Source organism: Bacillus paramobilis, from assembly GCF_038096195.1.
Taxonomy (GTDB): domain Bacteria; phylum Bacillota; class Bacilli; order Bacillales; family Bacillaceae_G; genus Bacillus_A; species Bacillus_A mobilis.
The window spans coordinates 4,525,882-4,550,000 of sequence record NZ_CP151108.1; the positions used below are offsets into that span (position 1 = coordinate 4,525,882).

At 38.7% G+C, this 24,119-nt stretch carries 23 protein-coding genes, 20 tRNA genes, 2 rRNA genes and 4 riboswitches (1 of these 49 running past the window's edge); of the genes, 3 read left to right on the forward strand and 42 right to left on the reverse strand.

Going from position 1 to position 24,119, the window contains the following annotated elements; all coding sequences use genetic code 11:
- Positions 1-38 precede the first annotated feature (38 nt).
- Positions 39-1,220 carry an MFS transporter gene (locus tag AABL52_RS23225; protein WP_016089248.1) on the forward strand — a complete coding sequence of 394 codons (1,182 nt, stop codon included), beginning with the start codon at positions 39-41 and terminating at the stop codon, positions 1,218-1,220.
- A 22-nt stretch (positions 1,221-1,242) separates the two neighbouring features.
- Here AABL52_RS23225 and kdpDN read toward each other — a convergent pair whose 3' ends face one another.
- The 18 genes from kdpDN to tenA form a co-directional block, all read right to left on the reverse strand.
- Positions 1,243-2,397 carry a KdpD-like non-kinase potassium sensor gene (gene kdpDN / locus AABL52_RS23230; RefSeq protein ID WP_080118087.1) on the reverse strand — a complete coding sequence of 385 codons (1,155 nt, stop codon included), beginning with the start codon at positions 2,395-2,397 and terminating at the stop codon, positions 1,243-1,245.
- Between the two features lie 56 nt (positions 2,398-2,453).
- Positions 2,454-3,035, reverse strand: coding sequence for a K(+)-transporting ATPase subunit C (kdpC, locus tag AABL52_RS23235; protein WP_016089250.1), 582 nt, complete (start codon positions 3,033-3,035; stop codon positions 2,454-2,456).
- A gap of 16 nt (positions 3,036-3,051) precedes the next feature.
- The gene (gene kdpB, locus AABL52_RS23240; protein ID WP_016089251.1) at positions 3,052-5,142 is read right to left on the reverse strand and encodes a potassium-transporting ATPase subunit KdpB; all 2,091 of its coding nucleotides are present in this window, start codon (positions 5,140-5,142) and stop codon (positions 3,052-3,054) included.
- A 13-nt stretch (positions 5,143-5,155) separates the two neighbouring features.
- Entirely contained in the window at positions 5,156-6,823 is a 1,668-nt protein-coding gene (gene kdpA, locus AABL52_RS23245; RefSeq protein WP_341518530.1) for a potassium-transporting ATPase subunit KdpA, read from the reverse strand.
- Positions 6,824-6,842: 19 nt separating this feature from the next.
- Positions 6,843-6,923 (reverse strand): K(+)-transporting ATPase subunit F, encoded by an 81-nt coding sequence (kdpF, locus tag AABL52_RS23250; protein WP_000972378.1) that lies wholly within the window; start codon positions 6,921-6,923, stop codon positions 6,843-6,845.
- A complete protein-coding gene (locus AABL52_RS23255; protein ID WP_000887889.1) occupies positions 6,920-7,024 on the reverse strand; it encodes a SipW-dependent-type signal peptide-containing protein in 105 nt (34 codons plus the stop codon). The genes kdpF and AABL52_RS23255 overlap by 4 nt, the downstream gene beginning before the upstream one ends.
- A gap of 95 nt (positions 7,025-7,119) precedes the next feature.
- Positions 7,120-7,265: riboswitch (cyclic di-AMP (ydaO/yuaA leader) on the reverse strand.
- A 261-nt stretch (positions 7,266-7,526) separates the two neighbouring features.
- Positions 7,527-7,757: a hypothetical protein gene (locus AABL52_RS23260; protein ID WP_341518531.1), complete on the reverse strand. Its 231-nt coding sequence runs from the start codon at positions 7,755-7,757 to the stop codon at positions 7,527-7,529.
- 16 nt (positions 7,758-7,773) lie between these two features.
- On the reverse strand, positions 7,774-8,160 hold the full coding sequence (locus tag AABL52_RS23265) for a hypothetical protein (protein WP_000424082.1): 387 nt from the start codon (positions 8,158-8,160) through the stop codon (positions 7,774-7,776).
- 93 nt (positions 8,161-8,253) lie between these two features.
- Positions 8,254-8,401: riboswitch (cyclic di-AMP (ydaO/yuaA leader) on the reverse strand.
- 85 nt (positions 8,402-8,486) lie between these two features.
- On the reverse strand, positions 8,487-9,308 hold the full coding sequence (thiD, locus tag AABL52_RS23270; RefSeq protein ID WP_002070538.1) for a bifunctional hydroxymethylpyrimidine kinase/phosphomethylpyrimidine kinase: 822 nt from the start codon (positions 9,306-9,308) through the stop codon (positions 8,487-8,489).
- Between the two features lie 6 nt (positions 9,309-9,314).
- Positions 9,315-10,334 carry a thiazole biosynthesis adenylyltransferase ThiF gene (locus tag AABL52_RS23275; RefSeq protein ID WP_341518532.1) on the reverse strand — a complete coding sequence of 340 codons (1,020 nt, stop codon included), beginning with the start codon at positions 10,332-10,334 and terminating at the stop codon, positions 9,315-9,317.
- Entirely contained in the window at positions 10,327-11,097 is a 771-nt protein-coding gene (gene thiG, locus AABL52_RS23280; protein WP_144612949.1) for a thiazole synthase, read from the reverse strand. The genes AABL52_RS23275 and thiG overlap by 8 nt, the downstream gene beginning before the upstream one ends.
- 2 nt (positions 11,098-11,099) lie before the next feature.
- Positions 11,100-11,303, reverse strand: coding sequence for a sulfur carrier protein ThiS (thiS, locus tag AABL52_RS23285; RefSeq protein WP_001049508.1), 204 nt, complete (start codon positions 11,301-11,303; stop codon positions 11,100-11,102).
- Positions 11,304-11,318: 15 nt separating this feature from the next.
- Positions 11,319-12,428, reverse strand: a complete 1,110-nt coding sequence (gene thiO, locus AABL52_RS23290) for a glycine oxidase ThiO (RefSeq protein ID WP_098238500.1) — start codon at positions 12,426-12,428, stop codon at positions 11,319-11,321.
- The gene (gene tenI / locus AABL52_RS23295) at positions 12,421-13,041 is read right to left on the reverse strand and encodes a thiazole tautomerase TenI (RefSeq protein ID WP_000787176.1); all 621 of its coding nucleotides are present in this window, start codon (positions 13,039-13,041) and stop codon (positions 12,421-12,423) included. The genes thiO and tenI overlap by 8 nt, the downstream gene beginning before the upstream one ends.
- Positions 13,042-13,051: 10 nt before the next feature.
- Positions 13,052-14,053: an ABC transporter substrate-binding protein gene (locus tag AABL52_RS23300; protein ID WP_341518533.1), complete on the reverse strand. Its 1,002-nt coding sequence runs from the start codon at positions 14,051-14,053 to the stop codon at positions 13,052-13,054.
- Positions 14,050-14,802: an ABC transporter permease gene (locus AABL52_RS23305; protein ID WP_341519748.1), complete on the reverse strand. Its 753-nt coding sequence runs from the start codon at positions 14,800-14,802 to the stop codon at positions 14,050-14,052. The genes AABL52_RS23300 and AABL52_RS23305 overlap by 4 nt, the downstream gene beginning before the upstream one ends.
- On the reverse strand, positions 14,802-15,551 hold the full coding sequence (locus AABL52_RS23310; RefSeq protein WP_001256817.1) for an ABC transporter ATP-binding protein: 750 nt from the start codon (positions 15,549-15,551) through the stop codon (positions 14,802-14,804). Before AABL52_RS23310 ends, AABL52_RS23305 begins: the two co-directional genes overlap by 1 nt.
- Positions 15,520-16,215 (reverse strand): thiaminase II, encoded by a 696-nt coding sequence (tenA, locus tag AABL52_RS23315; RefSeq protein WP_000666823.1) that lies wholly within the window; start codon positions 16,213-16,215, stop codon positions 15,520-15,522. The genes AABL52_RS23310 and tenA overlap by 32 nt, the downstream gene beginning before the upstream one ends.
- A gap of 82 nt (positions 16,216-16,297) precedes the next feature.
- A riboswitch (TPP riboswitch) is annotated at positions 16,298-16,401 on the reverse strand.
- Between the two features lie 60 nt (positions 16,402-16,461).
- Positions 16,462-16,573, reverse strand: a riboswitch (TPP riboswitch).
- Positions 16,574-16,842: 269 nt separating this feature from the next.
- On the opposite strand from tenA, the gene AABL52_RS23320 reads away from it, so the two are divergent.
- Positions 16,843-18,003, forward strand: coding sequence for an SH3 domain-containing protein (locus AABL52_RS23320; protein WP_341518534.1), 1,161 nt, complete (start codon positions 16,843-16,845; stop codon positions 18,001-18,003).
- A 5-nt stretch (positions 18,004-18,008) separates the two neighbouring features.
- The gene (locus tag AABL52_RS23325; RefSeq protein WP_001137810.1) at positions 18,009-18,347 is read left to right on the forward strand and encodes a hypothetical protein; all 339 of its coding nucleotides are present in this window, start codon (positions 18,009-18,011) and stop codon (positions 18,345-18,347) included.
- 241 nt (positions 18,348-18,588) lie between these two features.
- Here the strand turns inward: AABL52_RS23325 and AABL52_RS23330 are convergent, their stop codons facing one another.
- From AABL52_RS23330 to AABL52_RS23445, 24 genes are all read right to left on the reverse strand, one after another.
- Positions 18,589-19,740: a DUF3965 domain-containing protein gene (locus AABL52_RS23330; RefSeq protein WP_098238502.1), complete on the reverse strand. Its 1,152-nt coding sequence runs from the start codon at positions 19,738-19,740 to the stop codon at positions 18,589-18,591.
- Between the two features lie 295 nt (positions 19,741-20,035).
- On the reverse strand, positions 20,036-20,455 hold the full coding sequence (locus AABL52_RS23335) for a CBS domain-containing protein (protein WP_000199029.1): 420 nt from the start codon (positions 20,453-20,455) through the stop codon (positions 20,036-20,038).
- 130 nt (positions 20,456-20,585) lie between these two features.
- A tRNA-Glu gene (locus tag AABL52_RS23340) sits at positions 20,586-20,657 on the reverse strand.
- A 1-nt stretch (position 20,658) separates the two neighbouring features.
- Positions 20,659-20,733: transfer RNA gene (locus AABL52_RS23345), tRNA-Asn, on the reverse strand.
- A gap of 8 nt (positions 20,734-20,741) precedes the next feature.
- A tRNA-Ile gene (locus AABL52_RS23350) sits at positions 20,742-20,818 on the reverse strand.
- A 9-nt stretch (positions 20,819-20,827) separates the two neighbouring features.
- A tRNA-Trp gene (locus tag AABL52_RS23355) sits at positions 20,828-20,898 on the reverse strand.
- A gap of 6 nt (positions 20,899-20,904) precedes the next feature.
- Positions 20,905-20,977: transfer RNA gene (locus tag AABL52_RS23360), tRNA-Thr, on the reverse strand.
- 9 nt (positions 20,978-20,986) lie between these two features.
- Positions 20,987-21,062: transfer RNA gene (locus AABL52_RS23365), tRNA-Phe, on the reverse strand.
- Positions 21,063-21,070: 8 nt separating this feature from the next.
- Positions 21,071-21,146: transfer RNA gene (locus AABL52_RS23370), tRNA-Asp, on the reverse strand.
- Between the two features lie 3 nt (positions 21,147-21,149).
- Positions 21,150-21,226, reverse strand: a tRNA-Met gene (locus AABL52_RS23375).
- A 22-nt stretch (positions 21,227-21,248) separates the two neighbouring features.
- A tRNA-Ser gene (locus AABL52_RS23380) sits at positions 21,249-21,341 on the reverse strand.
- A gap of 55 nt (positions 21,342-21,396) precedes the next feature.
- A tRNA-Ser gene (locus AABL52_RS23385) sits at positions 21,397-21,489 on the reverse strand.
- 20 nt (positions 21,490-21,509) lie between these two features.
- Positions 21,510-21,582, reverse strand: a tRNA-Ala gene (locus AABL52_RS23390).
- A 15-nt stretch (positions 21,583-21,597) separates the two neighbouring features.
- A tRNA-Pro gene (locus AABL52_RS23395) sits at positions 21,598-21,671 on the reverse strand.
- A 10-nt stretch (positions 21,672-21,681) separates the two neighbouring features.
- Positions 21,682-21,755: transfer RNA gene (locus AABL52_RS23400), tRNA-Arg, on the reverse strand.
- 3 nt (positions 21,756-21,758) lie between these two features.
- Positions 21,759-21,847: transfer RNA gene (locus AABL52_RS23405), tRNA-Leu, on the reverse strand.
- A 16-nt stretch (positions 21,848-21,863) separates the two neighbouring features.
- Positions 21,864-21,938: transfer RNA gene (locus tag AABL52_RS23410), tRNA-Gly, on the reverse strand.
- A gap of 29 nt (positions 21,939-21,967) precedes the next feature.
- Positions 21,968-22,048, reverse strand: a tRNA-Leu gene (locus AABL52_RS23415).
- A 14-nt stretch (positions 22,049-22,062) separates the two neighbouring features.
- Positions 22,063-22,138 (reverse strand) — tRNA-Lys (locus AABL52_RS23420).
- Positions 22,139-22,142: 4 nt separating this feature from the next.
- Positions 22,143-22,217, reverse strand: a tRNA-Gln gene (locus AABL52_RS23425).
- An 11-nt stretch (positions 22,218-22,228) separates the two neighbouring features.
- Positions 22,229-22,312: transfer RNA gene (locus tag AABL52_RS23430), tRNA-Tyr, on the reverse strand.
- A gap of 8 nt (positions 22,313-22,320) precedes the next feature.
- Positions 22,321-22,396 (reverse strand) — tRNA-Val (locus AABL52_RS23435).
- A gap of 5 nt (positions 22,397-22,401) precedes the next feature.
- Positions 22,402-22,517 (reverse strand): 5S ribosomal RNA (rrf, locus tag AABL52_RS23440).
- Between the two features lie 101 nt (positions 22,518-22,618).
- Positions 22,619-24,119: ribosomal RNA gene (locus AABL52_RS23445) — 23S ribosomal RNA — on the reverse strand; it runs 1,421 nt beyond the window's last position.

The following is a 24,119-nucleotide window of genomic DNA, read 5'->3' on the forward strand; positions in this document are numbered from 1 at the left end:
AGTTTCCTAGGAAACTAAATTAAAAGGAGGTTACCACAATGAAAAAATCCAAACTAAATTTCATTTTATATATTATCTGTATTAGTGCCTTACTCGGTTCCTTCGCTCAAAATATTTACACGCCTATCTTGCCCATGATTCAAGCTTCTTTTCACACTTCTCTTTATCTTGTAAATGTAACAGTTTCACTTTTCACATTCGTTCTTGCAATTATGCAGCTCGTATATGGGCCTTTCATTGATACAAAAGGAAGAAAATCTGTCCTTATCCCTAGTTTAATCATTAGTACAATTGGTTCAATCGGATGTGCTTTTTCGGCGAACATTTATTTATTTTTATTTTTTAGAGTTGTTCAAGCTATAGGAATAGCAGCTATACCTGTAGTCGCAGCAACGATTATCGGTGATTTGTTTGAAGGAAAAGAACGAGGGGAAGCAATGAGCCTATACCAAATGTTACTTGCTCTCGCACCTGCGATTGGCCCTCTCATAGGTGGTTACCTCGGTAGCATACATGGACACTTATCCGTATTTCTGTTTTTATCTATACTTGGCATTCTCTTATTCATTATAAACATTTCACTACTTCCAGAAACAAAACCAACTGTAATTAAGCAACCGCAAGCAAAAAAAAATTACTGGTTTATCTTAAAAAATAAAACTGGATGTTCTATTACTCTTATTGGCTTTATTCAATTTTGTATTTATTTTTGCTTTCTCGTTTTTTTACCGAGTATTTTAACAAATTCATTTCACTTAACTGCAAGTGAAATTGGTCTTGTATTTGTACCGATGTCCCTTTCTATTATGTTAGGAAGTTATTGCTACAAGGTTTTGCAAAAGCACCTTACAACAAAGCAAGCTTTATTCATTACTAGTTTCTTCAATATTATATGTGTCACTTTATTCTCTTTCACATATAGCATCAATATCCCATTCCTCATTATCGTTACATCTTTGTACGGTTTTAGTATGGGACTTTCTATGCCAACTCACACTACTTTATTAACGGAAGAATTCGTACAAGAACGCGCAACTGCTATCGGTATGTACAACTTCATCCGCTATCTCGGTATGAGCACAGGGCCACTTGTAGGTGGATTTCTTTTATTTAATCAAAATTACTTTTGGATTTTCTTCCTAGGTGCAATTATGTTTCTACTCATAATCTTATATGCGATGAAAATACTATGCTTCCCTGTCACACAAAAAGTAAAATAGAGACCTACAGATGGTCTCTATTTTAAGCTCTTTGATCCGCAACAATATGAATATCAATATACTTCGTTTGTCTCATAATTTCATTTACAATAGAACCTTTTCGTATTTCTTCCCACCTTGTTCTTGCCGATTGTCCGAGTAAAATTTGCGTTACTTGTAGTCTTTTCGCGACTTCAATAATAACATCAGCTGGCTTTCTTCCATTTGCTTCTTCTAATACAAAACTTGCATCAAATTGATTCGTTAGCGATTTCCACTCTTCAATTGTTTGCTTTTTCCCTGCTGAAAGTGAATCTATATTTTCCCGCTCTACATTTAAGACATACAATTCAGCATTTAACCGATCTGCCATACGCCAACCTCTTCGTATTAACTTCTCTGCTGTTGAACTGTATTGTACACAAACGAGAATTTTTTCTTTCACCCCAATCGGTTCTATAACTGTTTGGCTAATTTTCTCATCCATATCATCTGCAACTTCACGAAGCGATAATTCCCTTAGTGCTCCTAAATTATTAAGCGTAAAGAAGTTTTGTAAGCTTTGTTGAATTTTTTCTTCCTTATATATCTTTCCATCGATTAATCTCTTCCTTAATACCTCAGGTGTTGCATCAACAAGCTGAATTTCATTTGCTTTTTGCAAAATAAAATCTGGAATACGTTCTCGCACTTTAACATTCGTAATTTGAGCTACAATATCATGAACGCTTTCTAAATGTTGAATATTAAACGCTGATAATACAGATATACCAGCATCTAGCAATTCCTGTACATCCATATAACGTTTCTTATTTTTCGACCCGGGAATATTACTATGCGCAAGTTCATCCACAACAACAATTTGTGGTGCACGTTTTATAATTCCTTCCACATCGAGTTCATAAAATACTTTCCCTTTATAATCAATTTCTTTTAAAGGAACTTTTTCTAAATCAGCAATTGCGTCTTCCGTTTCTTTTCTCCCGTGTGTTTCAATTAAACCAATTACAATATCCATACCATCTTTTTGCATTTCTCTTGCATCAAATAGCATTTTATAACTTTTCCCTACTCCTGGAGCCGCTCCTACATATAGCTTTAACTTTCCTCGATTTTGCTGACGAATATATTCTAAATACTCTTCTGGTGTTCGCCTTTGAAAAGTTGGTTTATAGTCATCCGCATACAAAACACTCACAACCTTTCTTTCAAAACAACGCTACCTCAATCCGTTAGATTGAGGTAGCACTGTTACTATTTCATTAGTTTCTGTAATTCTATATTTAACTTTAAGACGTTCACACGATCTTCTCCAAATAAACCAAGTGCCGCACCTTCCGTTTGATCTTTAATCAATTGATCTAGCGTTTCTTTCGGGATTTTCGTTAATTTCGAAATGCGCTCTACCTGTACAGAAGCTGCCTTCGGACTAATGTCAGGATCAAGCCCTGAACCTGAATTTGTCACTAAATCGATCGGCACTTCTGTAACTGGAACCGCCCGGTTTTGTTTCTTCCAGTCTTCCATACTTTTCTCTACTCGTTTCTCTAAATCTGGATTAGACGGTGCATAGTTATTTGAACCAGATGCTTCTGCTTTATATTCAATACTAGAGACACGCCCATGAAAATAACGTGGATCTGTGAAATTTTGGCCAATTAACTTAGAACCAATCACTTCATTTTTATCATTATATATTAGACTTCCATCCGCATTCTCCTTCATTACTGCTTGTGCAATACCAGTAACAATAAGCGGATATACAAGTCCGCACAACACTAAAAATGTAAAAGTAATACGGACAATCGGTGATAGTATACTTTGTTTCTTCGCCATCTTTTTCCCCTCTTCCTTATATAAACAAGCCGACAATTATATCGATTACTTTAATTCCAATGAACGGTACAATAACTCCGCCAAGCCCATAAATAAATAGGTTTCGGCCAAGTAGTGCATTCGAACTCATCGGTTTATATGCAATACCTTTCATCGCTAACGGAATGAGTAACGGAATAATAACAGCATTAAATATTAGTGCTGATAAAATCGCTGACAGTGGTGATGTTAGTTTCATAATGTTTAATGCTTCCATTTGCGGAATCGCAAGTGTAAACATCGCTGGAATGATTGCAAAATATTTTGCGATATCATTCGCAATACTAAACGTCGTTAACGCACCACGCGTCATTAACAATTGCTTACCGATTCCTACAACCTCAATAATTTTTGTCGGGTTCGAATCTAAATCAATCATATTCGCTGCTTCTTTCGCAGCTGTCGTACCACTATTCATTGCTAATCCAACGTCAGCCTGCGCTAGTGCCGGCGCATCATTTGTACCATCACCTGTCATCGCTACAAGTTTCCCTTTATCTTGCTCTGCTTTAATAACCGCAATTTTATCTTCTGGTTTACACTCAGCAACGAATTCATCTACCCCTGCTTCTTTTGCAATTGTCGCTGCTGTTAATGGGTTATCGCCTGTACACATAACTGTTTTAATCCCCATTTGACGCAATTGTTCAAAACGCTCACGCATACCAGGTTTTACTGTATCCTTTAAATAAATTAAACCGTAAATACGATTATTCACTGCAACTACAAGTGGTGTCCCGCCCTCTTTTGAAATGAAATCTGCTTTTTGATTTACATCTTTCGGAATCGTTCCACCTTGTGACTGAACCCATTCAATAACGCTACCTACAGCACCTTTCCTCACTTTCGTTCCGTCCTGTAAATCAACACCACTCATTCTCGTTTCTGCTTTAAATGGAACAAATTCACCTTGTTCTGCAATTTCTCGATTATATGATATAGACTTCGTTTTTACATATTCTATAACTGATCGACCTTCTGGTGTTTCATCTAAAACTGAACTAATCGCAGCCCATTTTCCTACTTGCTCAATCGTTTCATTTCCTACAGGAAGTAATGTATGTGCCATTCGGTTCCCGAAAGTAATCGTACCTGTTTTATCTAAAATAATTGTATTAATATCACCTGCAGCTTCTACTGCTTTACCCGACATCGCTAACACATTGAACTTTGTCACCCGGTCCATCCCAGCAATACCAATTGCTGATAACAACCCACCAATTGTCGTTGGAATTAAACAAACTAACAATGCGACAAGTACAGCTGTATCAATTTGAAACCCTAAATAGTTTGTAAAGATCGGCAACGTCACAACAACGATTAAGAAAATAAGCGTTAAGCTCGTTAATACTGTATTTAAAGCAATTTCATTCGGCGTTTTTTGACGAGCAGCGCCTTCTACTAACGAAATCATTTTATCAATAAATGATTCACCAGGATTACTCGTAATGACAATTGTAATCTCATCACTTACGACCATCGTTCCGCCTGTTACGGAACAAAAATCACCGCCCGCTTCTTTTATTACAGGAGCTGATTCACCTGTAATCGCAGATTCATCTACAGAAGCTAACCCTTTCATTACTTCACCATCACTTGGGATCATCTCACCTTGCTTTACAATAACAACGTCACCTTTTCTCAAATCAGTTGCTGAAACTTGAACAATGTCCCCATTTTCTTTCACCACATTTGCAAACACATCTTTCTTCGACTGTTTTAAAGAATCGGCTTGCGCTTTCCCCCGCCCTTCTGCTAACGCCTCTGCAAAGTTAGCAAATAAAACTGTAAATAAGAGAATGAGAGAAACTGTTATATTAAACCATCCTGGTACACTACTAGCACTACTTGGAAGAAACGATAAAATGAACGTAATGATAAATCCAATTTCCACAACGAACATAATCGGATTCTTTATCATGACTTTCGGATTCAATTTCGCAAAGGATTGTTTCATCGCATGTGTTACGATATCACGATCCATCGTTTTCGCTTGTCTAACCTCATCTTCTATAGCATGTATTTGTGACTGATTTACTTGTTTTTCTTTTACTACTACCGGTCTCATCATTTACCCTCCATTACTTCAATGTAAGAAATTCTGCAATTGGGCCAAGTACTAACATCGGGAAGAATGTTAACGCACCGACAATTACAATCGTTCCGATGAAGATGCCACCAAATAAACCATTATCTGTACGGAACGTTCCGACTGTTTCTGGTACTACCGTCTTCTCTTTCAACGAAGCTGCCACAGCTAACATCGTAATTAAACTGAAATAGCGTCCTAAAAACATAACTAAACCAGTTGTAATATTCCAAAACGGTGTATTATCTGCTAAACCTTCAAATCCAGATCCGTTATTCGCAGCTGACGATGTGTATTCATATACAACTTGCGTTAAACCGTGGAAACCGGAATGTGAGATAGCATCTGTTCCTAAACTTGTTGAAAGAGCTAATGCTGAAAATCCTAAAATAAGCAATGGATGGAATAAAATCGTTACCGCAATTAATTTCATTTCCTTACCTTCAATTTTCTTACCTAAAAACTCCGGTGTCCGTCCAACCATTAAACCAGATATAAATACTGCAATAATGGCATACATAATAATGTTTACAAAACCTGCTCCAACACCGCCATATACTGTGTTTAACATCATATTTACGAGTGGAACTAGACCGCCAATTGGTGTTAATGTATCATGCATCGTATTAACAGCCCCTGTTTCAGCAGCTGTCGTTACTGTTGCGTATAGTGAAGAAAATACAGTTCCGAATCGTACTTCTTTTCCTTCTGTACTTCCTTGTACATGTTCGATACCCATTCCATTTAACGCTGGATTTCCATGTAATTCCGATGTCGTAATCGTTATAAATCCAAGTAAAAACACCATAAATAGTGATACGAAAAGGATACGACCTTGTTTTTTATTCCCTATCATTCGTCCGTACGTAAATGGAAGTGCTGTTGGCAATAGCATCATAAGCATCATTTGCAAAATATTACTCATTTGTCCTGGATTTTCAAAAGGATGTGTAGAGTTTGCTCCGAAAAATCCACCGCCGTTATTCCCAAGTTCCTTAATGGAAACAAATGATGCAACTGGCCCGCGTAATATACTTTGCTTTGCCCCATCAATCGTTTGTGCCGTAACTGCACCGTCTAACGTTTGTGGTACACCGAGTGTGACAAAGACTAGCGCCGCAATAAATGCGATAGGAATAAATACTCTCGTTAGTGCTCTCGTAAAATCAACGAAAAAGTTACCGAGTTCTTTTCCAGCGAGCCCTCTTATAAATGCCATAACGAGTGCTAACGTCGTTGCCGGTGCTGCAAACATTAAAAATGTAATTCCGATTAATTGTGATAAATAAGATAAACCATTTTCACCGCTATAATGCTGTAAGTTTGTATCAGCCATAAAACTAATTGCTGTATTAAAAGCAAGCGTAGGCTCCATTCCTTCAATGTGTGCTGGATTTAATGGCAATACTCCTTGTAGTCTGAAAATGAAATATACGACAACAATCATAAATCCATTTAATAAAACTAATGACAATGCGTACTGTTTCCACGTTTGATTGTATTCTTTTACACCCGTAATTTTAAAAATAAGTTTTTCAAAAGGCCCGAATACTTTATCTAGCTTTTGACTACCTTGAAAGGCTTTCTCTAAATATATCCCCATTGGCTTTGCCACAAGAATAAACAACAGCATGGTAATAACAACTGCGACCCAAATCATAATGAATGATTCCCCCTAATTAAAACTTCTCTGGATTTAATAATGCATACACTAAGTACACCGTAATTGCTGCAACAATAACCGATAAGGCAATCATCATGATTGCTTCCCTTCTTTCACAACTTTATCTGACCAACTTGCAAGACTTGCCATCGATGCGACTAACACAACAAAAATCCCGATCATTACAACATCTAACATAACTACCCTTCTCTCTTTGTAAAAATTTACCATTAAATAGTCAAAAAAAGAACACTAAGCTCTACTTAGTGTTCGAAATGAACAACACAAAGTAAACCTCCTCTCTAAACGCTTACGAGGTTAGCTGTCGGATTCGGGCCTAAAGAGTAGCCCTACTTTCAAAACTGAAAGATTCACCCCAAGTGACGATGCACAAAATTGGTTCCCCCGCTCCATTTCTGGAACTCAGCGATTTTAGGTTTTTTTGGAAATTTTATGAATGATTTATGAGAGTAAATATACTCCTCTATATTTAACTTGTAAAGAGGCAAATTACTGAAAATAAGAAAATATCCATCTATTTAAACGCTTACATTGAGTGTTATTAATATTTTTTCACCTATTTTCTCGTCTTTTCTTTCTTTTTCATAGAAATGATCTTTTAAATACGAAATAAAAAGAGCGAATGACATAAAGTGCATAGCTTGTTGCACTTAGCATTCGCTCTTTTTTCATTCACTATTTATTCTCCTTGTAAAAAAGCACGTAAATTTCTCCCGCGAATATAAACTTGCGACAATTCTGCATGTAGCTGCTCATATTCGATAACATCTGTTTTTAAATATAAAGCGTCTTTCGATGGCAATATAATATAGGGCCTTGGAAAAATAGGATCAAGCACCACCAATTCTTGAACTCGATCTATTGATACCGCCCAACGATTCGCTATATCTCCTAGTAACAACACCTTCATCTTCTTTTCCTCCGCCCTATTCAAAAAATAAAAAAGAAATATTATCACAATTCGTAAACACGACAAATGTAGCTCCAATTATTTCATAGAGCCTTGCTGGATATCGTTTATTCCTTGTAACAACAGTAATAGGTGCTTGAAAAGAAAAACGAATGTGTTCTGTAAAGAAGCTAACGATTGGAAGCTCATCCCCTAGTAAAATTACCTTCTTTATGCACTCACAAATACTAGTAAAATCCTGCTCCTTGCTACAACTATACGTCCAATCAAACCCACAATCCCTAACTTCAGCTGCTATCTCTTCATTTGCTGTAAAAATGATTAACTCATGTTGAAATGCTACTAAATCTCTTAAACTATTTACCTTGCTTTCTTCTCCAACACAAATAAGTGTTAGCTCCATGTACCTCATCCTCCTTAGCATAAAAGAACTCAAACATAGATTGATATTCCCCTATACTAATCAGATTGATGAAGTGATGTATCCATCATGGCACCGTCCTCTCTCAAGACGCTTACGAAGTTAGCTGTCGGATTCGGACTTTGAGAGTAGCCCTACTTTCAAAATTGAAAGATTCACCCCTAGTGACACTGCACAAATTGGTTCCTCCGCTCCTTATATTTGGACTCAGCGTTTACAAAAAAATGTATTCTGGCTGATATATTACTCCTGTATTTGGAAAAAGTAAACAGAAAAAAAGCCAGCTATACAACTGACTTTTTACTTACCTATGCTTGCGTTTTATTCAAATTATATGCAAAATGATTCGTCGGCCCATGGCCACTTCCAATATTCAACGGCTCTTCAATTGCTATACTAATAAATCGTTTTGCTTCTTGAACTGCCTCTTCAATCGAGTAGCCTTTCGCAAGTCCTGCTGTAACCGCTGAAGCAAATGTGCACCCGCTTCCGTGCGTTTGCTTTGAAGGAATCCGTTCACTTCTAAATTCAATAAACTGCTCACCATCAAAGAGTAAGTCAACTACCTCATTACCTTGATATTCTGCATGTCCACCCTTCATAAGCACGTATTTCGCACCTAATTCATGCAGTACTTTCGCAGCTTCCTTACTATCTTCAACATTATGAATCTCCATCCCAGTTAACACTTCTGCTTCAGGAACATTCGGTGTTACAACTGTTGCTACTGGTAATAAATATTCTTTTAATGCTTGTACTGCTTCTTGTTGTAATAATGATGCACCGCCCTTAGCAATCATAACAGGGTCTAGTACAATATTATTCCAGCCAAATTTATTAATATGTTCTGCTACAATTTGAATAATTTCGCTGCTAAATAACATTCCTAGTTTCACAGCATCTGGTGTTAAATCCGAACCAATTGAATTCAACTGTTCCGTAATACCTTCTAACGGAACTGGATATACCCCTTGAACGCCAAGCGTGTTTTGAGCAGTAATTGCCGTAATAGCCGTCATCCCGTACACACCAAGCTCTTGGAATGTTTTTAAATCTGCTTGAATGCCGGCACCGCCGCCGCTATCAGATCCTGCAATTGTTAAAGCTTTATTTACTTTCATCCCACTCATCCTTTTCTATCCAAAATAGCGATGATAAATTGTTTTTGCTTCGCTTATATCTTTCGTTCCATGTACAAGTACACGACCATCTTTAAAAGCAACTAATCTCTTTTCTTCCACAGAAAATGATAATAAATATGGGTTTACATTTAAATCATTCACACGATCATGCAGCAGCTCTTTGTATCGTTCAAAATCCATTTCCTCTTTATGAGGCGGTCTAATTTGAACTGTATTTCTCCCGCATAAAACAGCTGTTTTTGATGTGTTTTCTTTATTTAAATACGGATACAATGCATTCTCTCCGCACGAAGGACAATTGTGTTTACGAAGCTTTTCCACATTCATACATGAATATTCATTCTTCCATACATCAAACGACACAAGTCCATCTCGAAGTGATTCGTAATCTTCCACTAACAATTTAAGAGCTTCCGTAACTTGATGAGAAACGACGAGAGATACAGCAGGAGATATAATGCCCGCTGTATCACATGTCGCTCCGCCAAGTGGAATCGATTGTAGTAAACATGATAAACATGGCGTTTTACTAGGAAGAATTGTGTAAGAAAGGCCGTAACTCCCTACACATGCTCCGTAAATCCATGGAATAGAATGTTTTTGTGCTATATCATTTACAATAAAACGTGTTTCAAAATTATCAGTTGCATCAATAATTACATGAACGTTTGTAACGAGTTCTTCTAATTCCTCAGCTGTTACATCTTGAACGAGAGCTTCTATTCTTACTTCACGATTGATCTCTTCTAGACGTTTTTTTGCCGCTACAGCCTTCGGAAGATTATTTTCTACATCACTCTCTGCATACAATTGCTGCCTTTGTAAATTACTCCAATCGACATAATCCCGGTCAACAATCGTTACTGTGCCAACACCAGCTCTTACAAACATCTCTGCACTTGCACTACCTAATGCACCTGCACCGATAATGAGCACATGCTTTTCTCTTATCTTTCGTTGCCCCTCTTCTCCAATTGGAGAAAATAATTCTTGGCGAGAATATCGATTATTCAACTACACTCATTCCTTCTAAAGGACTACTTGCTGTTGCACAACGTTTACGTGCAATACGACCTGCCTCAAACCCTAAACGCCCTGCTTCAATGCCTAACTTCATTGCCTGTGCCATTTTAATAGGATCTTTTGCTCCCGACACAGCCGTATTTAACAACACACCATCCGCTCCTAATTCCATCGCAAATGCCGCATCAGCTGGGCTACCGATACCAGCATCAACGATAACTGGCACCGTCGCTTGTTCAATAATGAAGCTTAAATTTAACGGATTTACAATACCAAGCCCTGAACCGATTGGTGATGCTCCTGGCATAATTGCATGCACACCTAGTTCTTGTAATTTACGTGCTAATACAACATCATCAGATGTATACGGAAGAACGATAAATCCTTCTTCTAGTAGCATTTCAGATGCCTTTAACGTTTCTACTGGATCAGGTAATAACGTTCTATCATCACCAATAACTTCTACTTTGATCATGTCGCAAAGCCCCGAAGCTTTTGCTAATTTTGCAATACGAACCGCTTCTTCAGCATTTTTTGCTCCAGCTGTATTCGGTAATAACTTATATTTTTTCACATCAAGTTTCTCTAATAAATTAGGCTGCTTTGCATCAAATATATCCATACGACGTACTGCGAACGTTAAAACCTCCGCCTCAGATACATCAATTGCCTTTTGCTGCACATCAAAATCAGGGAATTTTCCTGTTCCTAATAAAAGTCTAGAATGAAATGAAAATGGTCCAATGTTTAACATAATCAACCGCCTCCTACGAAAGTTACAATCTCAATTTGGTCTCCATCAAAAACAGATGTATCTGTATGATCGTCTTTTTGTAAAATATCTTTATTACGCTCTACTACAACAATTCTGTTTTCTAACTCTAAATGTGTAAGTAGCTCAGCTACTGTTTTTACACTCTCTGGCACTTCAATTTGATTACCATTAATTTTTAAATTCAAACTTCCATCCCCTTTCTAAACTGTCTTAGAAAGCAATGAATCTAGCAAGTGATTCTCCTGCTTTCCTTCTATTAAATCCGCCATATACTGACCAGAAACAGGACTTAATAAAATACCGTTTCGATAATGCCCAGTACAAGCATATAAACCTTTTATCTCTTCATGCTCTCCCATATAAGGAGCTTCGTGATTCGATTGTGGTCTTAACCCTGCCCATGTGCTTTCCCACTCTGCTTCTTTTAAAGCTGGTAATATTGTATACGCGCGCTCTAATATAGAAGTAATACTTTCCGGTTGCACAGTTTTATGAAACGTATGAGGCTTCATCGTTGCTCCAATTACGTAACGTCCGCCGCGCTTTGGTGCAATGTAAAATCTTTCTTGGAAAATAGGCGCCTTTAAAAGTTGGTTTCTACTTCTTACCGCTACTACTTCTCCTTTAACTGGATATGTACCCCATTCGTGGTGAAAATGACGCAGTAACTTCGTGCTCCATGAACCACCCGCAATAACAACTTTTTCACATGTGATACTACCTTCGCTCGTCACAATCCCGTTCACTTTATTATTTTCAATACGAATATCAAACACTTCTGTCTGTTCATATATATCAGCACCCGAAAATGATGCAGAATGTGCGAATGCTTTCGTAAGCTCCGGTGCAATAACATGACCATCTTTCGGATAATATACAGCCCCTATAATTGACTCAGAAAGAAATGGTTCTTTCTCTCGTAAACGACCTCCCGTTAGAAAGTAAGAATCTTCACCCGTTTTCTGCTGCCAATCCATAATGTGAAGAATTCTTTCCTTCTCCTCTTCATTTTGAGCAATGCGATAAATGCCTTTCTCTTCATACCCAATATCGATGCCTGTTTTTTCACGTAAAACTTCTGCAAGTTGTGGAAATATAGCACGGCTTTCTCTTGCAAGTTCAAATAGTGGGTCATATGCATCCCATTCTGCCTGAACCCCAAGTAAGCCAGCGGCTGCTTTCGAGGCTTCAGATGCAATTCTTTGCTTCTCTATAATCGCTACTTTATGTCCTCTTTCTGCTAGAAAATGTGCAACTGCACTACCAATTACACCACCGCCAATTATCGCTACATCATACTTCTTACACATGTTTTTCCGCCCACTTTCTTATTGATTCCTTATAAGATTTCGCTTTGCTATACGGGTTACTACTGCTTATAATTCCAGACATAACAGCAATACCACTGACGCCGTTAGTAAGAACATCCCTGGTGTTTTCCGTGGTGATTCCTCCAATTGCTGTAATTGGTATGGATAAACACTTTGCAATGTCTGAAACCTCTTCAAGCCCTCTCGCTGGCACACCTTTTTTACAATCTGTCGGAAATACATGACCATAGACGAGTGAATCCGCTCCATTCTTAAATGCATCGATCGCCTCTTCTAAAGAATGCACAGAATAACCGACATGCAAATAAGAAAACTTTTCTTTCACTGACCTTACATTTGCGCTTCGATATCCTAGCTGTACGCGCGGAATGTTTAATAAAATAGCAATATCAATTCGATCATTTATCACTATTTTTGATGCCGGAAAGCCTTTCTTCAAAAGGCCTTCCACACCTTCATACAATTCCTTCGTACTTTTCTCACGCTCACGAATATGCAAATAATCAATCTCACTTTCAATTTGCATCGCTACATTCACTAACTCTTCGAATGACATGTGACCATTTGAGATTACATGAAGCTCATTTTTCATATTCATTCGCCTACTTTAAAATGTTTTCGAATAATTCATCGGCCGGAACGATTTTTTTCGTCATTCCTTTATCCTTCAGCCATTTATTTTGTTTCTCCCATGATTCTTTTGAATCTGATAAGAATGGCTCATCTTTCGTTTCCATCTTCTCTAATAAAATTTTCATACTTTCTTTTTCAACTTCTGGTACAAGTGGGAAGTTTTCTTTTTCTTGGTGGTTTAATAAAATATTTAATGCTTCATCTGGATTTTTCTTCATGAAATCATAGCCCTTTTTCGTACCACGTAAGAAAGCTTGCAACGCTTCTTTATCTTTTTTCAACGTTTTATCACCTGTTACAAATACAAGCTCATGATAATTTGGTACACCATAATCAGCTGGATTAAAGTATGCTGGTTCATGACCTTCATGACGCATAACAGGTACTTCATGATTAATGTATGCCCCTGTTACCGCATCCACTTTTTTCGTAATTAGTGCCGGTACTAAGTCAAAGCCAACATCGACTACTTTCACTGTATCTGGATTACCACCAGCTTCTTTTACCATCGTTTTTAAATACATCTCACTTAAAGGTGTTCCAGAATATCCAACTGTTTTCCCCTCTAAATCTTTCGGCGATTGAATGCCTGCTGACTTCAGCGATACAACATGATTTAATGGTGAACGTACGACAGCTCCAATTGATTTCACTGGAATTTGTTCATTTGCTTTTGCCATGACAACATCAGGCTGATAATATAAGCCCACTGTTACTTTTCCTGCAGCTGCTAAAGTTAATGGGTCAGTCGGATTGGAAGGGAATTTAATATTCACCTTTACTCCTTCTTCTTTAAAGTAGCCTTTTTCAATTGCCGCATAAATAAAGCTATGTACCGCATTTGGGTACCAATCAAGCATGACCGTTATTTCTTTTTCTTTTTTACTCTTATCTGATGCTGAATTATTAGAACATCCAGCGATCATTGCAACTAATAATGTCAACACAAAGATGCGTTTTAAAAATTTCATGAATGCTTCCTCCAACTAATGAATTTCTTTTCTAATACCGAAATAAGTATGACGAAGAAAATAGCTAATAATGATAACAATACAATCGGTGCAAATACACCCGCTCCGTCTAACTGCGTCATCATTCTTTTACTGAAATACCCTAGCCCAGCTTGTGCACCGAGCCATTCACCAATTGCTGCCCCAATTACACTAAGCGGAACTGCAATTTTTAAAGCTGAGAAAAAATAAGGAAGAGCAGACGGCAACTTTAATTTAAGAAAAACATCTTTTTTCGTTGCCCCGTACGTAACTAAGAGCTCCTCCCATTCTTTTTTCGTACTGCGTAGTCCATCGTACGTATTGACCGCAATTGGGAAAAACGTAATTAATACCGTAACAACAACCTTACTCCAAATCGTATATCCAAACCATAAAACGAAAAGCGGAGCAAGCGCTGTAATCGGAATCGTTTGTGAAGCAACTAATAATGGATAAAATGCTCTCTCCATCCAATTACTCGCATTCATTAACATCGCTAGCCCTACCCCAAGTACGATAGAAATAGCCACCCCTATTAAAACGACGTATAATGTTGCCGGCAAATGAACCGTGAATAATATATCTTTTAGTTTCCATATCTTCATTACAATTGCAGACGGTGACGGTAAAATGTACATTTCATCTACGATTCTTGCGCCTACTTCCCAAAAGGCAAGTAAAATACTAGAAAGTGTAAGGGCAGGCAATAGCTCCTTCAACCCGTTCATCATACGAGCACCTGCCTTTGTAACATACTAAGAAGCTCATCTTTAAGCGCTAACACTTCCGGCTTATATAAATCTTTTCTTGTTCGATTACGATCAAGTGGTACAACCCTCTCGGTTAAAGTAGTTATCGGTTGCTGCTCTACTACTAAAATTCGATTAGAAAGAAACAACGCTTCTTCCACATCATGAGTGATAAATAAAATTGTTTTTTCCCACTCTTTCCATTGTTCAAACAGCCATTCTTGCAAAGATGCCTTCGTTAAAGCGTCCAACGCGCTAAACGGTTCATCTAACAACAATATCTCCCCGCCTGTTAATAAAGTTCGAATGAAAGATACGCGTTGCCTCATACCACCAGATAAATCTTTCGGATATTTTGTCTCATACCCTTGCAACCCAAATTTATATAGCAGCTCCTTTGCCTTTATTTGTGCTTCTTTCTTCTGTACACCTTGGCACTCTAGCGGCAGAGCTGCATTCTCAATAATCGTTCTCCACGGCAGAAGCATATCTTTTTGGGGCATATACCCTACAGGATGGCTCTTTGTTTCTGTCAGCTCTATTTGTCCAGTACTTGCCTCTTCTAAACCTGTAATAAGGCGAAATAAAGTACTTTTCCCGCATCCACTCGGTCCGATAATACTTACAAACTCTTTATCTTGTATAGAAGCATTTAATTCATTGATGATTGGTTTCTCATCATAATGAAAAGAAACATTATGAAACTGTAGTATGTTCTTGCTCCTCAAATCCCCACATCTCCTTACGATAGGACATATCCCAGAATAAATATTCAAATCGGCTGGAATATAGGAAAATCTCCTCTAATCGATCTAGCTCTTTTTCAGACTTTCCAACTGCCATTTCATTCAATAAATCTATTAACCAAATACAAAGGTTACCGTATTCTGCAGAACTATATCCTTGAATCCACTCACCAAAGAACTCATGATCTCTTGCTCCAGGAATATCATTTAAACGCTTTCCAATTTCCCAGTAGCTCCACATACATGGAAGAAGTGCTGCTATTAATTCCGCAAGTGTACCATTTTGAGATACAGACATCATGTAATTTGTATAAGCTAAATTTTTAGCAGATGGCTTTGCAGACTCTATCTCCTCTATAGAAATTCCAAGTCTTTTTGCATACTGTTTATGGATCGTCATTTCTCCATTTAATATGCCATCAATTTGTTCAGCAAATTTCCCCATTACTTGTGGATTTGTTGCCTTTACAACACCAATCGCATATAGCTTTGCATAATCTAACAAATATAAGTAATCTTGAATAATGTAATACTGAAACTTATCTTTTTCTAACGTGCCATCCCCCATACCTACTACAAACGGATGATTATGACTCATCTCCCAAACTGGTTGTACAGTTTCTAATAATCTATCGCAAAATTTCATTTCCCTATCCCCTTCCGGTATGTGTATATAAATAAAAAACCACTTCTAAATAAGAAGTGGTTACAGCAAATAAAATTATAATTTATTCGTTGCTCCACTTCCCTTCGCTAGTATTACCTAGATCAGGTGTTATAAGGGTTAAGGATTATTCCTCTCTCAGCACAACAAGCACCCCTAGTGGTTTCAATATGAAATTTTCAAATAAAAAAGCCCCGTTTCTATACGCAAAGAAACGGGGACTCATTATTAGTGTCCGAATTGCTTCCCTACGCTAGCATAATCTAGATCAGGTAATGAAAAGGATCAAAGGCTTATGGCCTACTCTCAGCTGGCAACACCAGCTCTCCTAGCAAACTATGAAATTAACACTGTCAGTATAACATCGTAATAAGACATCATCAACTGTTTTAATTTTCTCAATTGTCAACAAAATAATGAAACTATATAATACTTATATTCTATGTTAGAAATTATTATCCTAATGAATTGGATAATAAGGAATCATTATCCTCAAAAAATTTATTTTTATATTGATTTCATATTACATTTATGTGAATACACCCACTATATTATATCTTTATACTATAATAAAATTACAACTATACAACTAGAGGAGGTCTCTATTATATGAATATGAAAGCTACCGCTTTAACAGCAACTACTGTCGCAATTACCTCTTTACTTCCTTCTATGGGAGAAACAAATGTACAAACAGCCAACGCTGAACAATTATCTAATGTGAAAACTGGATATGTCAAAGTCGATCAAGTAGCCTTACATACAAAAGATAACGCAAATAGCTCTTCAATTGATACAATTCGCTTTAATACGAAAGTGAACATACTTGAAACAACTAATGGCTGGTATAAAGTATCTGTTAATAATAAAGTAGGTTACGTACAAAAAGATGCTATTCTACTAAAAAACAAACTTCAATCTAATAATCAATACATCGTTAATGCCAATGCATTAAACGTTCGTTCTGAACCTAATTTAGAATCTTCAATTTTAGATGTATTACCAAATGGGAAATTCGTTACCATTCAAGAAGAACAAGGTGAGTGGTATAAAATTTTACATAATGGCAGAACAGGTTACGTACAAAAAGCATTCGTATCTAATGGTTCACAGTCTTTAGTAAAAGGCATCACAGTTCAAAATAATACGAAATACACAGTTGCAACACCTAAACTTAATGTACGTAGCAACGCTAGTACAAGTAGTGCACTACTTGGTTCATTACAAAATGGTACACAAATACAAGTAGTGGAAACTGTGGGAACTTGGTATAAAATTCGTTTTGGCACAGGATACGGATACGTGGCAAAACATTATGTGATGCAAAATCAAACACAATCACAAGCTCAAACAGCTCAATCTACTTCCATTCCAGCTGTTTTCAAATTTCCTACTCAAGGAAGAATTAGCTCAACCTTTGATATACGCTGGGAACAAATGCATTATGGTATAGATATTGCAGCTCAAGGTAATGTCTCTATCCAGGCAGCGGCTGCAGGTAAAGTAGTGAAATCATATTATTCAGCTAGCTATGGCAATGTTGTGTTCGTCGCCCATCAAATAAACGGGAAATTATATACAACAGTCTATGCACACATGAAAGATCGCACTGTGCAAGCTGGTGATCAAGTACAAGCTGGACAATTAGTAGGTCATATGGGAAACACAGGTCATTCATACGGGCAACATCTTCATTTTGAGTTACACAATGGAGAATGGAATTTTGAAAAAACAAATGCAGTAAACCCACTGCCATATTTAGTTAGGTAAATTGTATGCCACGTAATATCAATATACCTCTCTTAATTGAATACTTAGCCTTTTTAGGCTTAATCTGTTGTTTAATCATTTATAATACAAACACTGTATTTTTATCTATTATCATTGCTTTTGTTGCTTTAGAAATTATGATGGAATCTTTTCAAGTACAACTAAAACAAAAAATTGCCCATATTTATAATGCCATCTTTCTATTAAGTGCCCTAATAACAAATATTATTAGTAATGGTTTTTATTTATCTACCGTATATCCTGTATTCTTTATGGCTGTTTTATTATTCATAGCCAGGTACATTCATGTTCCTAAAAACAAGAAACACGAACAAGAAGCTTAGAAAGAGGAGACACTGTGTACCGATCTTTCAAAGATAATCCGCTAAAATATATATTAAATTTATATAAAAAAACAAATACTTTTTTTGGTATACAAGGAAGTAATACTGCACAATTTCTCCTTTATGGAATGTTATTGCTCATTTTAATTGCGTTCTCCTTGTTTTACTAATAAAAAAAGGATCTCAAATAAATTTGAGATCCTTTTTAATTTATATAAATTTTTTATATAGAAAATGCTCTTTATCCGCAAGCATATTTTTCATAAATAAAGCTAAGATTATATTTTTTCTCTAAGCTCATTCTTTGTTCATCATCACACCAATAGAACAGAATGTCATGAATCGTTGCATAACGCTTATTTTTAAGAAATAGTTTAAAGAATGATGGTAAACAATCATGTAATTGTATAAATATATAATTGCGTAATATTTCTTCTTTATATTCAATGCCCTTACAAATATACAGTAATTCTTCACAATAATATGCATGTTGTGGAACTTGAATCATTTCGAAAAATGGCACATATGATAATAACTTCCCGATAAAATGATCATATCGATCCATTATTCCTATCGTCATATGCTCCATCATTTCTTTCATTACATATAAATAATCATCTACATGAGTAGTTTTCAATGGATCTAATCGATCTGAAATTTGAGAAAGTACAGCTCTTTGACAAGCTAACACCGCTTGACTAGGTCCATAATATGATAGGAAGTCTGTACACTTACGATATTTTCGTAATAAGTCATGTGTGTATAAGTCATACACAAACGTATTACAATACATCGCTAGACTCATCATATCACTATTTAATTGCTCTTTTGATAGTAATTTAGCTCTCTTACACATATAAAAGAATGTAAATTCCAATACTTCTTTATGAGATAATAGATGCTTACAATCCGTAATACATTTCTCATTAAATTTAACTCTATCCCAAATTTCTACATCCCCATCAGTCAATTCACCAATACGATATTTAATAATTAAATAGTTTAAAGCAACCGCCTGCGTCAAAAGATCCCACGTTTCATATTCCAATGAAGTGTGAACAAACTCAGCTAGTCCTTGAGTTATCATAAAAGTATTTGCTTCTTCATACCAACCAATCTCTTGGCATAAGCGAAGAATACGTACTAGAGTTGGAATTTCATCTTTATGAAACTGCGGTAAATTCTTTACTTTATTCATTCCATATACGATAAATGCCGCTAAATTTTCTTCTTTATAAAATTCTTTTTCTTTCCACACTAATATAGTTCGTTCTTTCCCTTCACCTTTTGGATGACAAGGTACAAGCAAAGATAATAATTCAGCGAAATTATCTGGTTCTATATATGTATCTGTAACCAAATTCCAATTTGGATCGCGCTGTACAGCCCTCATATAATTCCCCTTCCCTTTTGTCTACATAGGAAATATTAATCCATTATTACATCATTAACGATGAATATTGTTATATTCGAAATCTTTCATAATACTTATATCTATCAGTATATCATTTTTTCTCTTATTTAAAATTAGGAATGACAAATTTAAAAAAACTGTCGAAATTACTAACTGTATACTTATATTATATAATGTCTCAGATACATCATGCTAACATATTAGTTTAATCCATATACTAGAATAATGCATCTGATTTTGATACGTAACTTATCCCACTAATAAAAGTCTCTCTTCATTCCGTATGCTCCGAAATTTCACTTAAAGCAAATCCAGCTTGATCATCTGCCGATTCTCTTATAGCTAAATCACCTAGTGCTAGCATCCCAACAAGTTGACCACCCTCAACTACTGGTAATCGTCTAATTTGATACTGTGCCATTAACTCTGTAGCTTTTTCAATAGAATCATCTGGAGAAACTGAAACAATGTTTGTTGTCATTACATTTGTAATTTTATTAGATCCAGGATGTTTCTCAGCAATCCCACGAATAACTAAATCTCGGTCCGTAACAAGCCCAACAACTTGCTCATTTTCAACAACTGGAATCAATCCAATCGATTCTTCTTTCATCTTTACAGCAGCCTCATATACATTGTCTAGCGGTGTACAATGTACAACATGAGTACTCATAACGTCTCTCACTCGTGTCATTTTTGTCTCCTCCTTTTTATACATACCATAGCTTTTCCTAAATCCCTTTATTTATTTCAGGAAAATCAGTTGATAACAGAGGATTCTACAAAATAAAAAAGAGTCAGCAATATGCTGACTCTTTTTTTTATGACCCGTACGGGATTCGAACCCGTGTTACCGCCGTGAAAGGGCGGTGTCTTAACCACTTGACCAACGGGCCATGGCTCCGCAGGTAGGACTCGAACCTACGACCGATCGGTTAACAGCCGATAGCTCTACCACTGAGCTACTGCGGAATAATATATGGTGGGCCTAAATGGACTCGAACCATCGACCTCACGCTTATCAGGCGTGCGCTCTAACCAGCTGAGCTATAGGCCCATATACTTACAGGGGCAGTAGGAATCGAACCCACACTGGAGGTTTTGGAGACCTCAGTTCTACCTTTAAACTATGCCCCTAAAGGATGCCGACTAGAGGACTTGAACCCCCAACCTACTGATTACAAGTCAGTTGCTCTACCAATTGAGCTAAGTCGGCATAAAAAAATGGTGGCTCGGGACGGAATCGAACCGCCGACACGAGGATTTTCAGTCCTCTGCTCTACCGACTGAGCTACCGAGCCAACATAAATGGCGGTCCCGACCGGGGTCGAACCGGCGATCTCCTGCGTGACAGGCAGGCATGTTAACCACTACACCACGGGACCATTTGGTTGCGGGGACAGGATTTGAACCTGCGACCTTCGGGTTATGAGCCCGACGAGCTACCGTGCTGCTCCACCCCGCGACAATATAATATTTTTAAAAAATGGAGGAGGTAGAGGGATTCGAACCCCCGCGCGACTCTCGCCGCCTGTCGGTTTTCAAGACCGATCCCTTCAGCCGAACTTGGGTATACCTCCATGAAGGAAAAAAGAAATATTTTATTATTTATGTCTAAACCATTTAAAAAGAAAATGGAGGAGGTAGAGGGATTCGAACCCCCGCGCGATTCTCACCGCCTGTCGGTTTTCAAGACCGATCCCTTCAGCCGAACTTGGGTATACCTCCGAGACATATAATAAATAAAGTGGAGCCTAGCGGGATCGAACCGCTGACCTCCTGCGTGCAAGGCAGGCGCTCTCCCAGCTGAGCTAAGGCCCCATGTTTTTGGGAATATCGGGAAGACAGGATTTGAACCTGCGACCCCCTGGTCCCAAACCAGGTGCTCTACCAAGCTGAGCCACTTCCCGTTAATAAAAGCGCGCCCGAGAGGAGTCGAACCCCTAACCTCTTGATCCGTAGTCAAACGCTCTATCCAATTGAGCTACGGGCGCATATGGTGCCGAGGGCGGGGGTCGAACCCGCACGGTGGTCACCCACCGCAGGATTTTAAGTCCTGTGCGTCTGCCTGTTCCGCCACCCCGGCATGTCATATTGAAAATTGGAGCGGAAGACGGGATTCGAACCCGCGACCCCAACCTTGGCAAGGTTGTATTCTACCACTGAACTACTTCCGCAAGACATGTTTGAGTTATTTTATTAAAAGTGCGGGTGAAGGGAGTCGAACCCCCACGCCAAAGGCGCTAGATCCTAAGTCTAGTGCGTCTGCCAATTCCGCCACACCCGCATATTTTGTTAAAATGGTGAGCCATGAAGGATTCGAACCTTCGACCCTCTGATTAAAAGTCAGATGCTCTACCAACTGAGCTAATGGCTCTTAATGGCTGGGCTAGCTGGATTCGAACCAGCGCATGACGGAGTCAAAGTCCGTTGCCTTACCGCTTGGCTATAGCCCATTAATTAAGAATGGTGGAGGGGGGCAGATTCGAACTGCCGAACCCGAAGGAGCGGATTTACAGTCCGCCGCGTTTAGCCACTTCGCTACCCCTCCGACATATATGGTGGAGGATGACGGGATCGAACCGCCGACCCCCTGCTTGTAAGGCAGGTGCTCTCCCAGCTGAGCTAATCCTCCATTTTGCCTGGCAACGTCCTACTCTCACAGGGACAAGGTCCCAACTACCATCGGCGCTAGAGAGCTTAACTTCCGTGTTCGGTATGGGAACGGGTGTGGCCTCTCTGCCATCATTACCAGACTATATTCATTTAAGACAAGAATCATTTTAACTTATTTAACTTTTAAAGTCAACAAGTTTTTTATATTCTTTCAAAACTAGATAACATTGCTTCATATTATATGGTTAAGTCCTCGATCTATTAGTATTCGTCAGCTCCACATGTCACCATGCTTCCACCTCGAACCTATCAACCTGATCATCTTTCAGGGATCTTACTAGCTTACGCTATGGGAAATCTCATCTTGAGGGGGGCTTCATGCTTAGATGCTTTCAGCACTTATCCCTTCCGCACATAGCTACCCAGCTATGCCCTTGGCAGAACAACTGGTACACCAGCGGTGCGTCCATCCCGGTCCTCTCGTACTAAGGACAGCTCCTCTCAAATTTCCTACGCCCACGACGGATAGGGACCGAACTGTCTCACGACGTTCTGAACCCAGCTCGCGTACCGCTTTAATGGGCGAACAGCCCAACCCTTGGGACCGACTACAGCCCCAGGATGCGATGAGCCGACATCGAGGTGCCAAACCTCCCCGTCGATGTGGACTCTTGGGGGAGATAAGCCTGTTATCCCCGGGGTAGCTTTTATCCGTTGAGCGATGGCCCTTCCATGCGGAACCACCGGATCACTAAGCCCGACTTTCGTCCCTGCTCGACTTGTAGGTCTCGCAGTCAAGCTCCCTTATGCCTTTGCACTCTACGAATGATTTCCAACCATTCTGAGGGAACCTTTGGGCGCCTCCGTTACACTTTAGGAGGCGACCGCCCCAGTCAAACTGCCCACCTGACACTGTCTCCCGGGTCGATAAGACCCGTAGGTTAGAATTTCAATACAGTCAGGGCGGTATCCCACCAGCGCCTCCACCGAAGCTAGCGCTCCGGTTTCAATGGCTCCCGCCTATCCTGTACAAACTGTACCAAAATTCAATATCAGGCTACAGTAAAGCTCCACGGGGTCTTTCCGTCCTGTCGCGGGTAACCTGCATCTTCACAGGTACTATAATTTCACCGAGTCTCTGGTTGAGACAGTGCCCAAATCGTTACACCTTTCGTGCGGGTCGGAACTTACCCGACAAGGAATTTCGCTACCTTAGGACCGTTATAGTTACGGCCGCCGTTTACTGGGGCTTCAGTTCAGAGCTTCGCTTACGCTAACCCCTCTCCTTAACCTTCCAGCACCGGGCAGGTGTCACCCCCTATACTTCGCCTTACGGCTTCGCAGAGAGCTGTGTTTTTGCTAAACAGTCGCTTGGGCCTATTCACTGCGGCTTTCCGTTAAGAAAGCACCCCTTCTCCCGAAGTTACGGGGTCATTTTGCCGAGTTCCTTAACCAGAGTTCTCTCGCACACCTTAGGATTCTCTCCTCGCCTACCTGTGTCGGTTTGCGGTACAGGCACCTTTTATCTCGCTAGAAGCTTTTCTTGGCAGCGGGGAATCAAAGACTTCGCTCCATAAGGAGCTTCCCCATCACAGCTCAGCCTTCACGATAAGCGGATTTGCCTACTTATCAGCCTAACTGCTTGGACGTGCACAACCAATCGCACGCTTCTTCTATCCTTCTGCGTCCCTCCATTGCTCAAACGATAAAGAGGTGGTACAGGAATATCAACCTGTTGTCCA